This is a genomic window from Granulicella sp. WH15, from assembly GCF_009914315.1.
Lineage (GTDB): Bacteria > Acidobacteriota > Terriglobia > Terriglobales > Acidobacteriaceae > Edaphobacter.
The window spans coordinates 61,169-77,809 of sequence record NZ_CP042596.1 but is presented as its reverse complement, the minus strand read 5'-3'; the positions used below and the strand labels follow the sequence as shown (position 1 = coordinate 77,809).

General features: G+C 60.9%; 16 protein-coding genes. 2 read left to right on the top strand and 14 right to left on the bottom strand.

Going from position 1 to position 16,641, the window contains the following annotated elements:
* The first annotated feature begins 70 nt into the window (after positions 1 to 70).
* On the top strand, positions 71 to 373 hold the full coding sequence (locus tag FTO74_RS00355; RefSeq protein WP_181955715.1) for a YMGG-like glycine zipper-containing protein: 303 nt from the start codon (positions 71 to 73) through the stop codon (positions 371 to 373).
* 67 nt (positions 374 to 440) lie between these two features.
* Positions 441 to 833: a hypothetical protein gene (locus FTO74_RS00350; protein WP_162536361.1), complete on the top strand. Its 393-nt coding sequence runs from the start codon at positions 441 to 443 to the stop codon at positions 831 to 833.
* 175 nt (positions 834 to 1,008) lie between these two features.
* Here the strand turns inward: FTO74_RS00350 and FTO74_RS00345 are convergent, their stop codons facing one another.
* The 14 genes from FTO74_RS00345 to FTO74_RS00280 form a co-directional block, all read right to left on the bottom strand.
* Positions 1,009 to 1,746, bottom strand: coding sequence for an SIMPL domain-containing protein (locus FTO74_RS00345; RefSeq protein ID WP_162536360.1), 738 nt, complete (start codon positions 1,744 to 1,746; stop codon positions 1,009 to 1,011).
* Between the two features lie 117 nt (positions 1,747 to 1,863).
* Positions 1,864 to 2,199: a cytochrome C oxidase subunit IV family protein gene (locus FTO74_RS00340; RefSeq protein WP_255462414.1), complete on the bottom strand. Its 336-nt coding sequence runs from the start codon at positions 2,197 to 2,199 to the stop codon at positions 1,864 to 1,866.
* 27 nt (positions 2,200 to 2,226) lie between these two features.
* A complete protein-coding gene (locus FTO74_RS00335; RefSeq protein WP_255462413.1) occupies positions 2,227 to 2,976 on the bottom strand; it encodes a cytochrome c oxidase subunit 3 family protein in 750 nt (249 codons plus the stop codon).
* A complete protein-coding gene (gene ctaD / locus FTO74_RS00330; RefSeq protein WP_162536359.1) occupies positions 2,969 to 4,642 on the bottom strand; it encodes a cytochrome c oxidase subunit I in 1,674 nt (557 codons plus the stop codon). The genes FTO74_RS00335 and ctaD overlap by 8 nt, the downstream gene beginning before the upstream one ends.
* On the bottom strand, positions 4,639 to 5,682 hold the full coding sequence (gene coxB / locus FTO74_RS00325) for a cytochrome c oxidase subunit II (protein ID WP_162536358.1): 1,044 nt from the start codon (positions 5,680 to 5,682) through the stop codon (positions 4,639 to 4,641). The genes ctaD and coxB overlap by 4 nt, the downstream gene beginning before the upstream one ends.
* 2 nt (positions 5,683 to 5,684) lie before the next feature.
* Positions 5,685 to 6,599: an SCO family protein gene (locus tag FTO74_RS00320; RefSeq protein ID WP_162536357.1), complete on the bottom strand. Its 915-nt coding sequence runs from the start codon at positions 6,597 to 6,599 to the stop codon at positions 5,685 to 5,687.
* Between the two features lie 65 nt (positions 6,600 to 6,664).
* On the bottom strand, positions 6,665 to 7,333 hold the full coding sequence (locus tag FTO74_RS00315; RefSeq protein ID WP_162536356.1) for a hypothetical protein: 669 nt from the start codon (positions 7,331 to 7,333) through the stop codon (positions 6,665 to 6,667).
* Positions 7,323 to 8,660 (bottom strand): hypothetical protein, encoded by a 1,338-nt coding sequence (locus FTO74_RS00310; RefSeq protein ID WP_162536355.1) that lies wholly within the window; start codon positions 8,658 to 8,660, stop codon positions 7,323 to 7,325. The genes FTO74_RS00315 and FTO74_RS00310 overlap by 11 nt, the downstream gene beginning before the upstream one ends.
* Positions 8,661 to 8,699: 39 nt before the next feature.
* Positions 8,700 to 9,458, bottom strand: a complete 759-nt coding sequence (locus FTO74_RS00305) for a cytochrome c (protein WP_162536354.1) — start codon at positions 9,456 to 9,458, stop codon at positions 8,700 to 8,702.
* 49 nt (positions 9,459 to 9,507) lie between these two features.
* Positions 9,508 to 10,050 (bottom strand): DUF3341 domain-containing protein, encoded by a 543-nt coding sequence (locus tag FTO74_RS00300; RefSeq protein WP_162536353.1) that lies wholly within the window; start codon positions 10,048 to 10,050, stop codon positions 9,508 to 9,510.
* On the bottom strand, positions 10,050 to 11,492 hold the full coding sequence (gene nrfD / locus FTO74_RS00295; protein ID WP_162536352.1) for an NrfD/PsrC family molybdoenzyme membrane anchor subunit: 1,443 nt from the start codon (positions 11,490 to 11,492) through the stop codon (positions 10,050 to 10,052). The genes FTO74_RS00300 and nrfD overlap by 1 nt, the downstream gene beginning before the upstream one ends.
* Positions 11,493 to 14,624, bottom strand: a complete 3,132-nt coding sequence (locus tag FTO74_RS00290) for a TAT-variant-translocated molybdopterin oxidoreductase (RefSeq protein ID WP_162536351.1) — start codon at positions 14,622 to 14,624, stop codon at positions 11,493 to 11,495. It lies immediately after the preceding gene.
* Complete coding sequence (locus FTO74_RS00285; RefSeq protein WP_162536350.1) at positions 14,621 to 15,556, bottom strand: cytochrome c3 family protein; 936 nt, start codon at positions 15,554 to 15,556, stop codon at positions 14,621 to 14,623. Before FTO74_RS00285 ends, FTO74_RS00290 begins: the two co-directional genes overlap by 4 nt.
* Before the next feature lie 374 nt (positions 15,557 to 15,930).
* Positions 15,931 to 16,614, bottom strand: a complete 684-nt coding sequence (locus tag FTO74_RS00280) for a GNAT family N-acetyltransferase (protein ID WP_162536349.1) — start codon at positions 16,612 to 16,614, stop codon at positions 15,931 to 15,933.
* Positions 16,615 to 16,641 lie beyond the last annotated feature (27 nt).

The window sequence follows — 16,641 nt, the reverse complement described above, 5'->3', positions numbered from 1 at the left end:
GTTCTTTTATGGCTTCACGAAGCTCGCACGCGGAGGTTCTATGTTTCACAGAAAATTATCCTTTTTCGCAGTGCTCGTCCTATTGCTCAGTACTGTTGCAGCCTCCGCCCAGCGCAACAACTTTTACGGCGGCGTCCGTAATGGCGGGCGCGGCGGCTACTATGGCAACGGAGACCGCTATCACCGCCGCGACAATGGCATCGGGCCTGGCAAGGGTGCGCTGATTGGTGCAGGCGGCGGCGCGGTTCTGGGGGCGCTGCTCGGCGGCGGCCTCAAGGGAACGATCATCGGCGGTGCAGCCGGAGCCGGTATCGGAGCTGTCGTCGGCCAGGCCGCTCAGAATAACCGCCGTGACAACTACTATCGGCGCTAAACAGCTCTGCAACCGGCGCGAATCTGCTTCCTATCAGCTCTATACGAAAACGAGAAAGGCTACTGCCATGATCCCGTCGTCCCCGATGCTCCGCCTCCGCAAGCTCACCACCTGCGCCGTCTTCGCCGGTACTCTCGCCCTGACGCCGGTCGCCCTCCGGGCTCAGACCCCGGCCGCCACCACGCTTAGCACCGAGCAGCTCGTTACCTCCACCGTGCATGACGCCTGGATCGCCAGTGGCAAGGACGAGACCGTCTTCTTCGGCATGATCGAGACCCTCGCCGAGCTTTCGGCCAAGAATCGCGGCATCACCCTGCCCGACGACGCAGCCGCAGGCAAACGCATGGGCGAGTACATCAAGCGCACTGCCAAGGCCGATACCGACCAGTTGCTGTATGTGGTCGTCGACAAGGCAGTCGTGTGGACCTCCAAGCACGCCGCCGCCAAGCCTGCTAACTAAGTTCAAGGGCCTGTCCTGCCGGATGGGCCTCCTCCGCAGAGGGCGGGCGTTTGCACGCCTTTTTACTGCTTCGCTTGGTCCTCCCGTTGGTCGGAAACAAAGATGTTCGCTGCCAACCAGCGGGAGGCTCCATGCAGATAATTCACCCATGCCGCCCCGAGAACGGCACGAAGTGCTATTCCAGGGCAAATACTGCGTAGACCGTGGCTGACCGACTCACCTTACCCGGCGAGATGGCCAGCGGCTTCACTTCCGGCTTCGCCTCCTTCAGCATCCTCGGCGCATTAGCCATCGCCATCATCACCGGCCCTGGCCGCATACCAGCCTGATTGCTCGCGTATACCAACGGCCCCAACGTCACATGCAGCCCCGCAGCCATGCGCTCCGCAATCTGTTTCGCATGGGCCAGCGCCTTCTCCGCCGCCTGCGCCTCCAGCGAGCCCTCAGCCGCCAGACTCCACGCAATCCCGCCGCTCTCGTTGGCCCCGTTCGTCACCGCCAGATGCAGCACCTCGGCCGCCGACGACGCCTGCACCTTTACCTGCCAACTCTGCCGAAAGACGAACCGGATCCCCGCGCCATACCGCTGCTTGTCGTTCGGGTCGACCGGACTCAGGTTCTGCGATCCACTCTGGATCTGGTCCGACTTCACCCCCGAATCCTCGAGCGCCTTCATCACCCGGTTCGAGATCCGGCTGGCGTCCGCATAGGTCTGGTCTTCAGATGCCCCATAGACAACAAACCCCACCGACACCTCGGCCGTATCCGCCAGCGCCTCTGCCGTATCCGTCGCCGTAACCGAGATTGTCTTGTTGTCCCTGCTCACCTGCAGGGTCTGCTGAACCGTCTGCCCAGCCAGCATCGGCGCCATGAACCCAACCATCCCCACCAGCACAGCTAAGCGCATTTTCATACCCATTCCTCCCACTTCAAAGGAAGCATACACTTGCCGCTCGCCCACGCCCATCGCACCACTACAAACAAAAATGCGGCCTGCAGGCCGCATTTTTACTTTTATAAAGGAATGCTCTTACCAGAGACCCCAGGCGCGGCTCATGTAATCGCACAGCGACATCATCACCAGGACGATAAACGTGAAAAAACCCGCCCCAACTGTCATCTTGATCAGCCGCGACTGATACTTCACATGCATGAAGAACAGGATGACGATTACGGCTTTGGTGCAGGCAATCCCAAGCGCCACAATCGGGTTCAGGACGCCCATATCTTTATACGCAGCCAGAACCGTGACGATCGTCCCGATCAGCAGGGCGCCGTAGACAAAACAGTACTCGCGCGGCGAAACGATATGGTGTTCGGCGTGCTCCGGGTTTGTTACATTCATCGCGTCATGGTATTCGGACACGTTAAGCTCCTTCAGATCAGGCTCTTGCTAGAGTGGATGGCGATTGATGAGGTACAGCAGCGGGAACAGGAACAGCCATACGATATCGACGAAGTGCCAGTAAAGCCCGAAGTTCTCAATCGGAGCGACGTACCCCGACGAAAAGTCGCCCTTATGCGCCCGCCATGTCAGCCAGAACAACAACGCCAGACCGATAATCATGTGTAGCGCGTGCATTCCGGTCATCGCAAAATACAGGAAGAAGAAGACCTGTGTCTTCTGCGCCATATCCGGAGCCAGCGGCTCCTCATGCAGGCCATAGGCTGCCGGATTGATGAACTCCTTCACGTCGAAGCTCGCACCCGGGATATGGTGCTTCTCCCACTTCTCGTGATACTCGTCCGCCTTGACGCCAAGGAAGGCAAATCCAAAGATCGTCGTCAGGATCAGGAAGACGACCAGAAGACCCTTCTTCCGGACCTCCGCCGCCCACACGCCGAGCGCCATAAAGAAGCCCGATGTGATGAGGATGACGGTATTCGCTGTCCCCTCCGGCACATTCAACTGGTTGGACGCCGCCACAAAGGCCGGATAGTACCAGTTGCGGTACAGCAGGTAGGCGAAGAACATGCCCCCGAAGAACATGATCTCGGTCAGCAGGAAGAGCCACATGCCAAAGCTGCCAGCCTCGCGCTGCTGTTCTTCCGTCTCGAAGTGATGGCGATGCTGCGGGAGCACGACGTGCTCGTGTTCCTCGTGCAGTTCCGCGTCGTGATGGGCTGCGATCGTGTTAGCCAACGGTCGTTACCTCGTGTTCTGTCTTATTCGCGAGCCACTCGTAGTCGTAGGCCTCGTAGTCCACAACCGGTATCTCGGTAAAGTTCTCGGTCAACGGTGGCGACTGGATCTGCCACTCAAGTCCCGTGGCCTGCCACGGATTATCACCAGCAATCTCACCATACTTCAGAGACCACGCCAGGTACAGCATCGGCAGCAGGTAGCCCACACCAAGCACCGTGGCGCCAGCCGTCGAGAGCACGTTCAGCACCTGATACTCCTGCGGATACGCATGATACCGCCGCGGCATACCCAGATAGCCCAGGATAAACTGCGGGAGGAAGGTCAGGTTGAACCCGATGAAGGTAACGACCGCAGCCAGCTTCGACATGCTCTCCGGATACATGCGGCCCGTCATCTTCGGCCACCAGAAGTGGATACCGGCCAGGAAGGCCATCAGCATTCCGCCGACCATGACGAAGTGGAAGTGAGCCACGATGAAGTAGGTCTCGGTCAGATGGATGTCCATACCCAGCGAGCCCAGAAAGACGCCCGTCAGACCTCCGATGGTGAACAGCCCCATGAAGCCGAAGGCATAGAGCATCGGCGTCTCGAAGGTGATCGATCCCTTCTGCAGGGTGAAGGCCCAGTTGAAGATCTTGATCGCCGACGGCACCGCAACCAGCATGGTCAGCAGCGAGAAGACCAGGGCCGAGTAGTTTGAGACGCCCATGATGAACATGTGGTGCGCCCATACAAAGAAGCCGAAGACCGCGATGGCTACCGAGGAGAACGCCACGGCTGTATAGCCGAAGACCCGCTTGCGGCTGAAGGTGCTGATGACCTCCGAGATCACGCCCATACCCGGCAGAATCATGATGTACACGGCCGGATGCGAGTAGAACCAGAAGAGGTGCTGGAAGAGCAGCGGGTCGCCGCCCTTAGTCGGGTCGAAGACGCCGATGCCGATCAGCCGCTCAAGCGCAACCAGGACGATCGCGATGGCAAGTACCGGAGTCCCGAGCACCATCAGGACTGAAGCTGCATAGTTTGCCCAGACGAACAGCGGCATACGGAACCAGGTCATGCCCGGCGCGCGCATCCGGTGAATCGTGACGATGAAGTTCAAGCCAGTGAAGATGGAGCTGAAACCCGCGATGAAGATGGCGGTCGCAGCCGTGACGACGTGCGTATTCAGGTAGTGCGTCGAGAGCGGCGTGGTAAAGGTCCAGCCCGTATCGACTCCACCCAGCACCAAGGCAGCCAGGGTGAACATGCCACCCGCCATGTAGAGGTACCAGCTCAGCAGGTTGATCTTGGGGAATGCAAGATCTTTCGCGCCCAGCATGATCGGGATCAGGAAGTTACCCAGGGTCGCCGGAACCGAAGGCACCAGAAACAGGAAGATCATGACGATGCCGTGCATCGTGAAGAACTTATTGTAGGTGTCGGACGCGACCAAGTCCGGCTGCGGCGTCAGCAGCTCCAGACGGATCAGACCCGCAAAAGCTCCGCCGATAAAGAAGAAGAACGTAATCGACATCAGGTACAGCATGGCGATCCGCTTGTGGTCGGCGGTGAACAGCCAGCTCAATAACCCATGCTCGTTGTTGATGTAGTGCCGCTTGGGCATTGTGGCCGTAGCCTGGTCCGGAAGATTGACGATCGTATACGTGGATGCGCTCATGGCTTCACCATCCCCGGCGTTGTGGGCGCCGCAAGGTCTGACTGTGAGGTGCCCAGTGTTTGCTGGACACGGTAGTTGCTGTTCAGGTTCTTGATGTACTCGACCAGGTCAATCAGGCCGTCTTCGCTGATCTGCCCCTGGTACGTCGGCATGATCGGCTGGTATCCGGCCGTCACATGCTGCGACGGATTCAGAATGGCATCGCGAAGATAGGCATCGTTCACCAGTACCTGCGATCCATTGGTCAACTGCAGCTTGGAGCCGTAGACTCCGGCGAGATTCGGTCCGCGCGAGGCCGCATTGCCCGAGTGGCACTGGTTGCAGCCCATGCTCGCAAACAGGCGCTCGCCGTTCTGCGCCAGCGACATGCCGCTGGTCGAATCCTTCGTCCACTTCTCATAGTCCTCGGGGCTCAGTGCGGTGACCTCGCCGATCATCTCCGAGTGCTTGGTGCCGCAGTACTGCGTGCAGAAGATGTGGTAGGTGCCAGGCGTCGTTGCGTTGAACCAGACGGTCGTGTAGCGGCCCGGGATGACCTCACGCTTGACGCGGAAGTCCGGCACCGAGAAGCTGTGGAAGACGTCCTGCGAGATCATGGTCAGCTGCACGGGGCGCCCGATGGGGACGTGCAGCGCGTTGATCTCGTGCTGGCCGCCCGGATGCTCGGCCTTCCACATCCACTGCTTACCCACGACGTAGATATTCATCGCGTTGGTCGGCGGATTGAAGATCCGGAAGTAGAGCAACGCGCCCCAGACGAAGGTCACCAGGAAGATCGCCAGCGGAATGATCGTCCACGTCGCTTCGAGCAGTGTCGAGCCTTCGACCTGCGTCGCCACAGGATTATTCTTGCGGCTGTAGCGGATCGAAAAACCAAACAGCAGCACACCCACCAGGATGAGACCGACGATGGTCATCCCAATCAGAAAGAAGTACAGCGCATCCGTATACGGAGCGATCGTCGACGCTTCCGCCGGAAACAGGGCGGAGGCCGCGAGCCATTTGGTCAAAAACTGCCACAGGACTGGACTGATATGCATCGTTACCCTTTATCCGTTCTCTTGGTCAAGTCGTGCTCACGCCCGAGCTTCAGGTCACGCCGGAACATCAGAAACATGAAACCGCCAAGGCCGGCCATCGTCATCATTCCGCCGAACTGAACCACCCGGGCCACAACCAGCGAATGCTTGTTGGTCGAGGGATCGTAGTGATAGCAGTACGTCAGAATGTTTGCGACCGGCGATCCGATCTTGTTGCCCGAAGCGTCGATCAACCCGAGCAAAATATCCTTCGGCGAGTACTCCACGCCAAGGTAGTACTGGGCCAGCTTGCCATCGGTCGTCACCAGCTCGATGGAGCTGGCATGAGCAAACTGGCTGAGCGTCCCATCCGGTCCCGGTACGCGGACGTAGCCGAATCCAACCGCATCCGTCGTCGCGTCGATCGCCGGTTTCTGGCCGGTAAGGAAGTGCCAACCCGCTGCCGTCTCGGGCCGTCCGTACCGCTTCAGATAAAACGCCTTTTTCTTGGCCGCCATCGCGGGCGTCTCAGACGGATCGATGCTGATGATGATGACATCGAAGTCCTTACCCGGGGTCATGCGTACCATCTCCAGCGCGCCGGTCAGGCCGTCAAGCTCTTCCGAGCACAGCATCGGGCACTGGTAGTAGACCATCGTCAGGATCGCCGGATGCTTGCCGAAGTAGTCACCCAGCTTGACCTTGGCACCCGTCTCGTCGACGAACACCGCGTCCAGAGGCAGCTGACGGTTGAGATGCTGCGAGACTCCCACCTTTTGCAGTACCTGGGGGAGCTGGTCGCCGGTATTCTCACCGGAAGCCTTATCGCCGTACGAGGACACCTGGGCCATGGACGGCACAGACAGGCCCACGAGCAGAAGGACGCAGCCGACTGCCGCCCTCCATCCCGTCTTCCGTTTTGTCTGTGCTGCCACCATCGGTCATTCCTCGTTACTACAAGTTTAGTACGGTCGAATCTACTGCTCTGATCTACTCCTCCGGCTTACTTTTCCGGGTGAGCCGCAGCCTCAGCCTTACCGTAGTTCATCTTCTGCTCGCGCGCTTCAATCGTCTCGAGCTCATAACCGGTCCGGGCGAAGCCGCTGGTCAGAGGAGCCTGTACCTTAGGCGTAACATCACCGGCCAGATGCTCAGAGGGAACTGCTGCCGCAACCGGAAGCCCCTTGGCGACGATCAGCTCCATCGCACGCTCGATCGGGATACGGATGCCCGCTTCGCCGGGAGCCGTGCTGTAGTGCTCGAGCAGCAGATCCTCCTTCGCGTGCAGATCGGCCGTCGCCTGGTTACCGTCGTCGGTATCGAGCCGCGGGTTCGGGAACTGCTGCGTCACAGCCTGTAGTTCTTTCTGCTGCATCTCCGTCGTGCTGGCTAGATTCTCGCGCTTGCCGCCGTCGTTTAACGCACCGGCAAAGATACCCGGCTGATGCCACTTGTCGACGGGACCGTCCTGCTTCTCAAGTGCAGTGTTGATGACCTTACCCATGCCGAAGCAGAAGAGATAGAAGATCAGCACGAATCCGAAGAGACCACCGAGGAAGACGATGACGTTGACGACGTTGACGTCGGACATCTCATAGCCGGCCTTGAGGCTCTCTGTGTCCGGCTGGATAGGATTTCCCGAGTGTTCGCCTGAGCTGTGATTAGTGGGCATGTTCCGGCTCCAGAATCTCCTCGGTGTGAGGATCGTTGACGTTGACCAGAGGCCGCGCGGCCAACTGCGTCAGATAATAGGCGGCCCAAAGACCGACGACCGCAACCGGGACCGTCAGGTAGGCCAGCGTGCCGCCGCCAAGATGGAAGTTCGCCGCAGAGTCCTTGAAGTTCGGCTCGATGATCCAGAACAGGTCGACGCAGCGCGCGAAGAGCATGAAGCAGGTAACCCAGATCATCCGCTTCTTATTGCGCTTGGTGCTGCGCGAGAGCAGGATGCAGAAGGGAATCAACCAGTGGCAGAGGAAGTCGAGCGTGCAGATGTACCACCAGCCGCCACGGATGCGGTCGAGATACCAGGGAATCTCATCCGGTACGTTGCCCGACCACATGATGAGGAACTCGCCGAAGGTCAGGTAGATATTCAACATGACGAAGGCGAAGAGGAACTTGCCCAGGTCGTGCTGCTCGGTCGTGCGCAAGATCGTCTTCATCGGCTCGAACTTCGAGAGCAGGATGACGGTTAGCACGCCCAGTGCGAGAACCGCGTAGCCTTGTCCGACGAGGAACTTGAGTCCCCAGACCGAGGAGTACCAGGTGATATTAAGCGCCATCACCCAGTCGATGATTAGGACGGTCATCACGATCACATAGATCAGCACGCCGATACCGCTCAGGTTCTCGAACTTGATGCGCCAGCGGTTGAAGCTGCTCTCGGTGCCCGCTTCTGGATCGGCGTCGCGCTGCAAGGACCACTTATTCAGCAGCGTCATGAAGGTTCCGAGGATAGCGAAGACGATCAGCGTCTGAACCACGACGGAGGTGGGGCTCAACATTGGCCGCTTGAAGTTGAGCGCGTGGGCCTGTCCCTCGGTGATGAGGTGGTGCAGTACACCGTTTTCCGTCGCCTCAACCGTCGGGTAAGCAGCCCAGAGGTAGAGCTTCTTCATGAAGAAGATGAGGGGCAGGAACATCGCCAGGACCAGCCAGAGGGTGCGCGACATGGCCTCGAGAGGACGGCGCAGAAGCAGGCCCCACTTACCGCCCGAGACGTACTGCATCATCAACAGGACGAGTCCGCCGCCAGCGAAGCTGAAGGAAAGAATGACGCCCAGCAGGTAGGCGCGCAGCATGTGGCTGCGTCCGTCCGGCGAGAACGCAAACGCCAGGGAGATCACCGCGAAGACAACCGCGACGATCAGCGCGCGGGTCCGCCAGACCAGCACCTCCGGAGGAGCGACGAGCGTCGCCGGCAGGGTGCGGGGCCCATGGTGGGCGTCGTGGTGGTGATCGCCCGCTTGCTCGTGATGTAGGTGTTCAGATGACATGCGTTTCAGGCCTTCGTCAGACTCGAGTTAGATTCCGTGCTACTTGACGCCAGCCGGTGTCGCCGGCGACGGTGAAGCTTCCGTGGCCCCGCTTACAGAGGCCGCGGGCTTCGAAGAAGACTGTGATCCATTGCCTACCAGGCTCACCGGCAGAACATACGGCTGGCCATCCGGAGTGCCCGTGACCGAGGTCGGCGGGAGAGTCCAGTCGGCCACGAAGTTCGCGGGTAGACCTTCCTTTTCGGCGATGCTCGAAAGAGGGGCGACCTGCTGGCCGGAGGCAACATCGGCCTCGGTGGCATGCTGGCTCAATTGCAATGCCTTGATGTAAGCCACGACAGCCCAGCGATCAGCCGGTGTGAGCTGTGCCGCATAGTCCGGCATCGCACCGTAGCCGTTGGTCATTACGTTGAAGAAGTGTCCGAGCGGAGCCGACTCCAGTCGGGGGGTATGGAAGTTGCCTGCCTGCGCGTAGCCGCGCTGCACGATCATACCGGCACCGTTGCCCACGCGCGAGTGGCAGGGCGTGCAATAGACGTTGTAACGCTCCTGGCCACGGGCCAGAACATCATGCGTCACTGGGAAGGGCATTGCATTGCCCTCCTGACCACTGACCAGACCGGTGTAGAAGTATCCGTCTTCGTGTAACTGTCCGCGGGCAACCGTGTTCTCTACCTGCGGGCGCACCGAGCGGCCATCAGCGTAGAAGCTCGTCCCGCGCTGCGGGAAGAACTTCGGCTGGTCGTGCATGTCCTGACGGCAGCCGGCCAGCAGCGATACGCCACCTAGCAGCGCCATTGTGGCGATGCGGGCCGTGCCTTGCGTCTTAGTTGCTGATACCAGGGTATTAATGGTCCACCTCCACCACGGAGACCGCGGGGAACTGCTCGAGGAAGCTCCGCGTCTCGGTCAGCGAGAACTTCGGATCGGTGGCCTCGAGGCAGAGAAAGAACTTATCGGTCGTCGCGCCGTTACGGAAGTTGGGCGCGTTGAAGAGCGGGTGATAGAGCTGGGGCAGGCCGTTCAGCGCGATCATACCGAACGCAGCCGAGAGACCGGCAAACAGAATCGTCCACTCGTACGCCGGAATAATGAATGCGGGCCACGAGAACAGCGGACGCCCCGCGATGTTGAGCGGATACGACCAGACGTTGATCCAGGTCTCCATCAACCACGCCGTGGTCAGACCCATGATGCCGCCCAGCAGCGTGACCAACGGCACGCGCGTCTTGTGGAAGTGCAGCGCCTCGGCAGCCTCTTCGACCGGGTACGGCGTATAGCACTCCATCCGGCGATAACCCGCGCTGCGCGCCATCTCCGTGGCGTGTACCAGCTCGCTCGGAGTATTGAACTCGGCGATCAATCCGTAGATACCTTCCCGTGGTGGCATTAGACAGTCTCCTCAATCACGGTTTCGCTGTCCGCGCCGCCGCGGTGAACCTTGGTCTGCGGCAGCATCATCCGGATCTCGGACATCGGGATCATCGGCAGGAAGCGGACGAACAGGAAGAACAGGAACGTGAACAGACCCATCGTTCCGACGTAGATCATGTAGTCCCACTTGGTCGCGCGGTAGGTTCCCCAGCTCGACGGCAGGAAGTCACGGTAGAGCGAGGTGACGACGATGACGAAGCGCTCGAACCACATACCCGTGTTGATCACGAACGAGAGCAGGAAGAGATACGTCACGTTGACCCGCAGCTTGCGCGACCAGAGAGTCGTGAGCGGAATCGCGATGTTGGTCAGGATCAGCATCCAGTAGCCCCACCAGATGGGTCCGAACATGCGGTTCCACATCATGAAGAACTCCCAGTGGCTGGCCGAGTACCACGCCATGAAGACTTCCATGCCGTACCCGTAGGCTACGATCAGCCCCGTTCCCAGCATGACCTTGGCCATGTTGTCCAGGTGGCGCAGCGTGACCAGATCCTCAAGGTGATAGAACTTGCGGATCGGAATCGCCAGCGTGATAACCATGGCGAATCCCGAGTAGATAGCACCGGCGACGAAGTACGGGGGGAAGATCGTCGTGTGCCAGCCCGGCAGCGAGGCCACCGCGAAGTCGAAGCTGATGACCGTGTGCACCGAGAGCACCAGCGGAGTCGAGAGTCCGGCCAGGAGCAGCGAAGCAGTCTCGTAGCGGATCCAGTGGCGGGTCGAACCGCGCCAGCCCAGCGACAGGATGCCGTAGAAGCTCTTGGCCAGCGGCAGCACCGCGCGATCGCGCATGGTGCCGAAGTCGGGGATCATACCCACGTACCAGAAGACGATCGATATGGTCGCGTAGGTGGATACCGCGAAGACGTCCCAGGCCAGCGGCGAACGGAACTGCGGCCAGACGTTCATCGTGTTCGGGTACGGGAAGAGCCAGTACGCGAGCCACGGACGGCCGACGTGGATCAGTGGGAAGGTTCCCGCGCAGACCACGGCGAAGATCGTCATCGCCTCGGCAAAACGGTTGATCGAGTTACGCCAGGTCTGCTTGAAGAGCAGCAGAATCGCCGAGATCAGAGTACCGGCGTGGCCGATACCGATCCACCAGACGAAGTTGATGATGGCGAAGCCCCAGGCGCCCGGGATCGTAACACCCCAGATGCCAACGCCCTTGAGGAAGAGCCAGGTGATGCCGATCACGACGCCCGAGGCCACGCCGGCGCCGACGAGCAGGCCGAAGAACCAGCCGAGAGGGGTGTTCTCCGTCAGCACGATGTCGGCGATCATCCGGGTCACGGACTTGAAGTTGTGGCCGGGCGCGATGACCGCGTACTCACCGGTGCGCGGGTCGATCATCGGATCCACAACGTTATCGGGGATAGGTCCTTTGGTAGCCATTTATGCCAGCTCCGGATTCGGGTTCGTGACGCCAGCCGTGTAGCTTGTGCGCGGGCGGAAGTTCAAGTCGGCGAGCACCTGGTAGTTGCGCTCTTCAGCCTTGAGCTTCGCCACCTTGCTGGCAGGGTCGTTGATGTTGCCGAAGGCGATCGCGCTCGTCGGGCAAGCCTGCTGGCAGGCCGTAACGATATCTCCGTCGCGAACCTCGCGGTTCTCCTTGTCGGCCTCGATCTTGGCGGCCTCGATACGCTGGATGCAGTAGGAGCACTTCTCCATGACACCGCGCGAGCGAACCGAGACGTCCGGATTGCGCATGAACTTCAGGCTCTCCGTGTCGTAGTCCGAGTACAGCAGGAAGTTGAACCGGCGCACCTTGTATGGGCAGTTGTTCGAGCAGTAGCGCGTGCCCACGCAACGGTTGTACACCATCGTGTTCAAGCCTTCAGGCGTATGCACTGTCGCGCCGACCGGGCAGACCTGCTCGCAGCCCGCGTTCTCGCAGTGCTGGCAGGCCATCGGCTGGAAGTGCGCCTTGGGAGCATGCAGATCGCCCTCGAAGTAGGTGTCGATGCGCAGCCACTGCATGTTGCGGCCGACCTTCACCTGCTCGCGTCCAACCACCGGAATGTTGTTCTCGGCGTAGCAGCTGACGATACAGGCGTTGCAGCCCACGCAGCTATTCAGGTCGATCGCCATGCCCCAGGCGTTCTGGATCTTGCCCGAGGAGGGGTCGGTGCGCTTGTAGTTCCAGGCATCGGGGAAGAAGCTGGTCTCGTGCTCTGGTGTCTCCTTCAGCGGAGAGCCTTCGTGCGCGAAGCCCGGAGTCTTCTTGAACTCCTCAAGCGTGGCCGAACGGATGACGCCGCGCTCCATGGCCTCGTTGCCGGGCAGGGAGGTGACGCCTTCGAGGTGCTTGGTCACCAGGTCCGACTGCGCGAAGCTGCCGCGGTGGTCGATCGAGTGAACCTTGGTCACGCAGATGTCGTACGTGCCCTCACCCTTCTTCGCCGTCAGGCCGCCCTGCGAGAGCACACCCGTGGTGGCGCGCAGCGTGTAGGCGTTGAAGCCAACTCCCGCACCGACGCGGCCCGCGCGGTCCGTGCGGCCGAAGCCGAGGTGAACCGTGATCGCGCCATCGGGATGACCGGGAACCATCAGGACCGGCGTAATGACCTTGCGGCCATTGAGCGTCAGCTCGAGCGTCTCGTTCTCTTCGATGTTGAGCGAGGACATGGTGTCCATGCTCATCAGGGCCGCGTTGTCCCAGCTCAGGCTGGTCACCTGCTTGGGCAGCTCCTGCAACCAGCCGACGTTCGCGAAGCGGCCGTCGTAGATCGAAGGATCGGGGCGGAAGGAGATCTCGAGGCCCGTGCCGGTGGACGGCTCGGACATGACGTGAACGTCGCTCGGGCCTTCGGACTTGGCCGTGAAGGCAGTGCCCTCGACCCAGCCATCGTGCAGCGCCTTGCGCCAACCGGCTGCGAAGTCACCCTTGATATAGTTGCGGGCGTTGGCCTGAACCACATCGTAGGCCGAAAGCTGAATGTTATCCGTCAGGGCCTGGAGCACGTTGTGTGCCGAGACGCCGGAGTAGAGAGGATCGATCATCGGCTGGATGATCGAGATGGTGCCGTCGTATGCGCGGGCGTCGGACCAGCTCTCGAGGTAGTGGGCCTTGTTCAGGTGCCAGAGCGAGGTAAATCCGGTCTCGTCGACGTGGCTGCCGAGGTGAACCGTGTTCGGAACCTTGGCAAACGCCGCCGCGAACTCGAGGTCAGCAGGAGCCGAGTAGATCGGGTTCACACCCATCACTACCAGCCACTCCACCTTGCCCGCGTTCATGTCGGCTACGAGCGCCTTGAGATCCTTGAGCTGCTCGGTCGGAAGCGGGTTCACCGTCTCGGTGTAGACCACCGTCTTGCCGACTGCGCCCAGGCTCTTGTTGAGCATGTAGGCCGCGGCGTGAACCACCGGGGGAGCCTGCTCGCCCGGGATCACCACGCACTTGCCGCCCGTGGACTTCAGGTCCTTGAGCAGCGCGGCCATGAACTTCTGCGCCTCGGGGTTCGAGAACGTGCTCGCCCCCATGCCGCCCGCGAGAGAGGCCGCGAATCCGGCCAGCTCGCTGGGCTTCAGCGCCAGCCTGTGCTCGGCCTTGAAACCGGTGACCGTCGGCATGGTCTCGACGACGTACAGCCGGTTCATCGGCTTGTTCTCTTCGTAGCGATGGCGCTCGGCATACGCGGCAGCCAGCGGCAGGAAGCCGGGGTGCGCGATACCGCCGAGGAAGTCGGCGTCGAGCGAGACGATGACGTCCGCCTCTTCGAGCTTGTACTGCGCATCCGCGTAGCTACCGAAGGCAGCCTTCGATGCGGCACGCGATGAATCCTGGTTTACCGGCTCCCACTGGATCAGCTTGGCCTGCGGATAGGCGGACTGAACCGTCTTCCACTGGGCCGCCAGCGTCGGCGAGGTGATGGTCTCGCTCAGGAAGTAGATACCCTGTCCGCCCTGAGACTTCTTGGCGGCGGTCGTAAACGCCTTCTGGAACGAGCCGAAGTCACTGGTCTCGCCGCGATAGAGCGGGTGCTGCGAGCGGTCGGGATCGTACAGATCGAGCAGGGTGGCCTGCGAGAACGCATCCGACTTGCCCTTCGACATCGGGTGGTCGGGATTGCCCTCGATCTTGATCGGACGGAACGCGTCGGACTTGACCAGAACCGGAATCGCTCCAGTCGGGAAGGGGTGCGCGGTCGCGAAGAACATCGACTTGCCGAGGACCAGGTCCTCCGGCTGCTTCACGTAGGGGAAGATCGGCTCATCCGGCTGCTTGGTGCATCCGGCCAGGCCCGCGAGCGCAAACGACGCGCCCATCACCTTCAGGAAGCCGCGACGGCTTACCGCATCGACCCACTCGCCCGCACCAGCCTGCCGCGGAAACTCCTCGTTCACCAGCTCCTGAAACTCCGGCGTCTCGGCCAGCTCGTCCAGGCTCTTCCAGTACTTGCGCCCGGTCTTGCCGTCGAGCTTCGCCCGCACCTGGGCCAGCGTCATCTTGGCCGGAGCGATCGAGGTCACCACTACCGGGCTGTTCTTCTCTTCCGTCATCGCGTTGTCCGTGTTCGAGTTCATCGGTGGCACACCTCGCAGCTCGAAAGCTCGTTGGGGGTGCGGATGTGGTACTTCTGCGTCAGATACTTGCCCAGATCTTCCTGGCTGGTGAACTTCTGATAGCTGGCAGGAACCAGGATCGCGTTAGCCGGCGGCAGATCGCTCGCCGTCTGACCATCCGCTGTTACCGGGTGCGGCTGCAGCTCGGTCCCACTCTGCGGCTGGCTCATCCCCCGTGGCGTCGCGCTCAACTGCTGCAGCATCGCCACCTTGGGATTCTCGCCACTGGGGTCCTTGGTCGTGCAGGAGAGGCCCTGCGCGGTCGGGGTCGAGGCGCCGTAGCCGCCCTTGCCCGTCTCGGCGCACCACACGGGCTTATCCGTGCTGGGACCAGACCACGCCATGTTGTAGATCTCGCTGGTCGGCCGCAGGTTCACAGCAGGGTTGCGGTGGCAGTTCAAGCACCACTCCATCTGCAGCGTGTTCTGCTGGTACATCAGCGGCATCTGGTCGACGCGGCCGTGACAGCTCGCGCAGCCGATGCCCTTGTTCACGTGGATCTCGTGGTTGAAGTACACGTAATCCGGCAAGTCGTGGACGCGAATCCAGTGGATCGACTCACCCGTCGCCCAGCTGTGCCGCACCGGCTCGAGCAGGGCCGCGTTGGTCCAGATCTGCGCGTGACAGTTAATACAGGTCTTGGTCGGCGGGATGCCCGCGTAGCTCGACTTCTCCACCGACGTGTGGCAGTACTGGCACTGCAGGCCGAGGCCTTCCACGTGGTGTTTGTGGCTGAACGGTACCGGCTGATCCGGCCGCTGACCCTGCCGCGTCACCCAGGGCGAACGCTGCAGCTGATCCAGGCCTACGCCGAGCGCAATGACGATCAAGCCAGCGATTACGAGGCTTGCCCGGGCCAGTGCGTTCGAACTGCGGTCAAAAACTTGCGCCATGAGTGCGTTCCTGCTTCCTCTGCGTCTACCGAGAGATTGAAAATATACCGCATGGACCTAAGGGGTCCAGATAACAAACTGGGACATAGACAGACAGCAAAATAATGCTGCCCGTGGAAAACGAGACCTTTGAACTCCAACTATAGCAGTGGATTTTCGTTTCCAAAGCCTTCGCAACCGGCCGTCTGCATTTTTTTATCTTGATGATTCGATTATCGAATCCCACTTCGGCACGGCGGGTGGTCCCTCTTGAAATGTGCTGCTAAAACCCGCATGGATACTGGTGTTTCGCAATTCACATTTAAGTACATCCCCTGTAAATACCACCATTTTGGTCCGAATTTGAGTGCTCGATAAACGCACTCGCATATCCGTTATTCGCACTGCACCTCGACCATATCCAGCTCGCGGAGCGTCTTGAAGCCCAACTTCTCATAGACCGAGATGGCTCGTCGATTCGATGACGACGTATGCAAAAAAGGGGTGGAGCCGCTTGCCAGGATTGCCTCGGAGAGCCGCAGGATCAGGTGGCTGGCATAGCCTTTGCCGGTGTGCGCCGGATGCGTGCAGACCCCGCTGATCTCGCACAGGCTTCCCGATGGTCCGCTCAGGCGCATCCGTTCTCCGGCCATTGCAATCAGCTCGCCCCCTGCGCGCAGGCCGATGTAGCGGCCTAGCCGGTGGGTCTCCGTGCGGAAGAATGCCGGATAGACCAGGCCGGTGAGCTTCAGCATGTCGTCCACGTCGGTGGCCGTCAGCTCCACCTCCATCGGCAGAGGCTCGGTGGAGACGGGCTGGCCGCGCAGGATCATCTGCACGACGGAGGAGCGATGCACCAGTTGGCACTCCGGGGGGAGCTGCGGGATCACGCCAACAAAGTAGTGCGTTCTGCCTGCGGGGATATCCCCCGCCGAACAGGCCGCGGAGGCCGTCTCCACCGCGCAGAAGGGCGCGATCTCCACTGGATACCGAAGCACTGCGCCGGATTGTTGCCGGAAGCGCGCCTGCTCGGAGGACAGTGCGCTCCAGACCGGATTGCGGAGGGGATCGGTAGCCATGTCCGGGTAAGAATATCCTGTTGGCCG

What these genes read in the sequence shown, in the direction of transcription:
- FTO74_RS00350 (WP_162536361.1), top strand. Translation starts at nt 441, where the DNA reads ATGATCCCGTCGTCCCCGATGCTCCGCCTCCGCAAGCTCACCACCTGC.
- FTO74_RS00345 (WP_162536360.1), bottom strand. Translation starts at nt 1,746, where the DNA reads ATGAAAATGCGCTTAGCTGTGCTGGTGGGGATGGTTGGGTTCATGGCG.
- ctaD (WP_162536359.1), bottom strand. Translation starts at nt 4,642, where the DNA reads ATGAGCGCATCCACGTATACGATCGTCAATCTTCCGGACCAGGCTACG.
- coxB (WP_162536358.1), bottom strand. Translation starts at nt 5,682, where the DNA reads ATGCATATCAGTCCAGTCCTGTGGCAGTTTTTGACCAAATGGCTCGCG.
- FTO74_RS00320 (WP_162536357.1), bottom strand. Translation starts at nt 6,599, where the DNA reads ATGGTGGCAGCACAGACAAAACGGAAGACGGGATGGAGGGCGGCAGTC.
- FTO74_RS00315 (WP_162536356.1), bottom strand. Translation starts at nt 7,333, where the DNA reads ATGCCCACTAATCACAGCTCAGGCGAACACTCGGGAAATCCTATCCAG.
- FTO74_RS00310 (WP_162536355.1), bottom strand. Translation starts at nt 8,660, where the DNA reads ATGTCATCTGAACACCTACATCACGAGCAAGCGGGCGATCACCACCAC.
- FTO74_RS00305 (WP_162536354.1), bottom strand. Translation starts at nt 9,458, where the DNA reads ATGGCGCTGCTAGGTGGCGTATCGCTGCTGGCCGGCTGCCGTCAGGAC.
- FTO74_RS00300 (WP_162536353.1), bottom strand. Translation starts at nt 10,050, where the DNA reads ATGCCACCACGGGAAGGTATCTACGGATTGATCGCCGAGTTCAATACT.
- nrfD (WP_162536352.1), bottom strand. Translation starts at nt 11,492, where the DNA reads ATGGCTACCAAAGGACCTATCCCCGATAACGTTGTGGATCCGATGATC.
- FTO74_RS00290 (WP_162536351.1), bottom strand. Translation starts at nt 14,624, where the DNA reads ATGAACTCGAACACGGACAACGCGATGACGGAAGAGAAGAACAGCCCG.
- FTO74_RS00285 (WP_162536350.1), bottom strand. Translation starts at nt 15,556, where the DNA reads ATGGCGCAAGTTTTTGACCGCAGTTCGAACGCACTGGCCCGGGCAAGC.
- FTO74_RS00280 (WP_162536349.1), bottom strand. Translation starts at nt 16,614, where the DNA reads ATGGCTACCGATCCCCTCCGCAATCCGGTCTGGAGCGCACTGTCCTCC.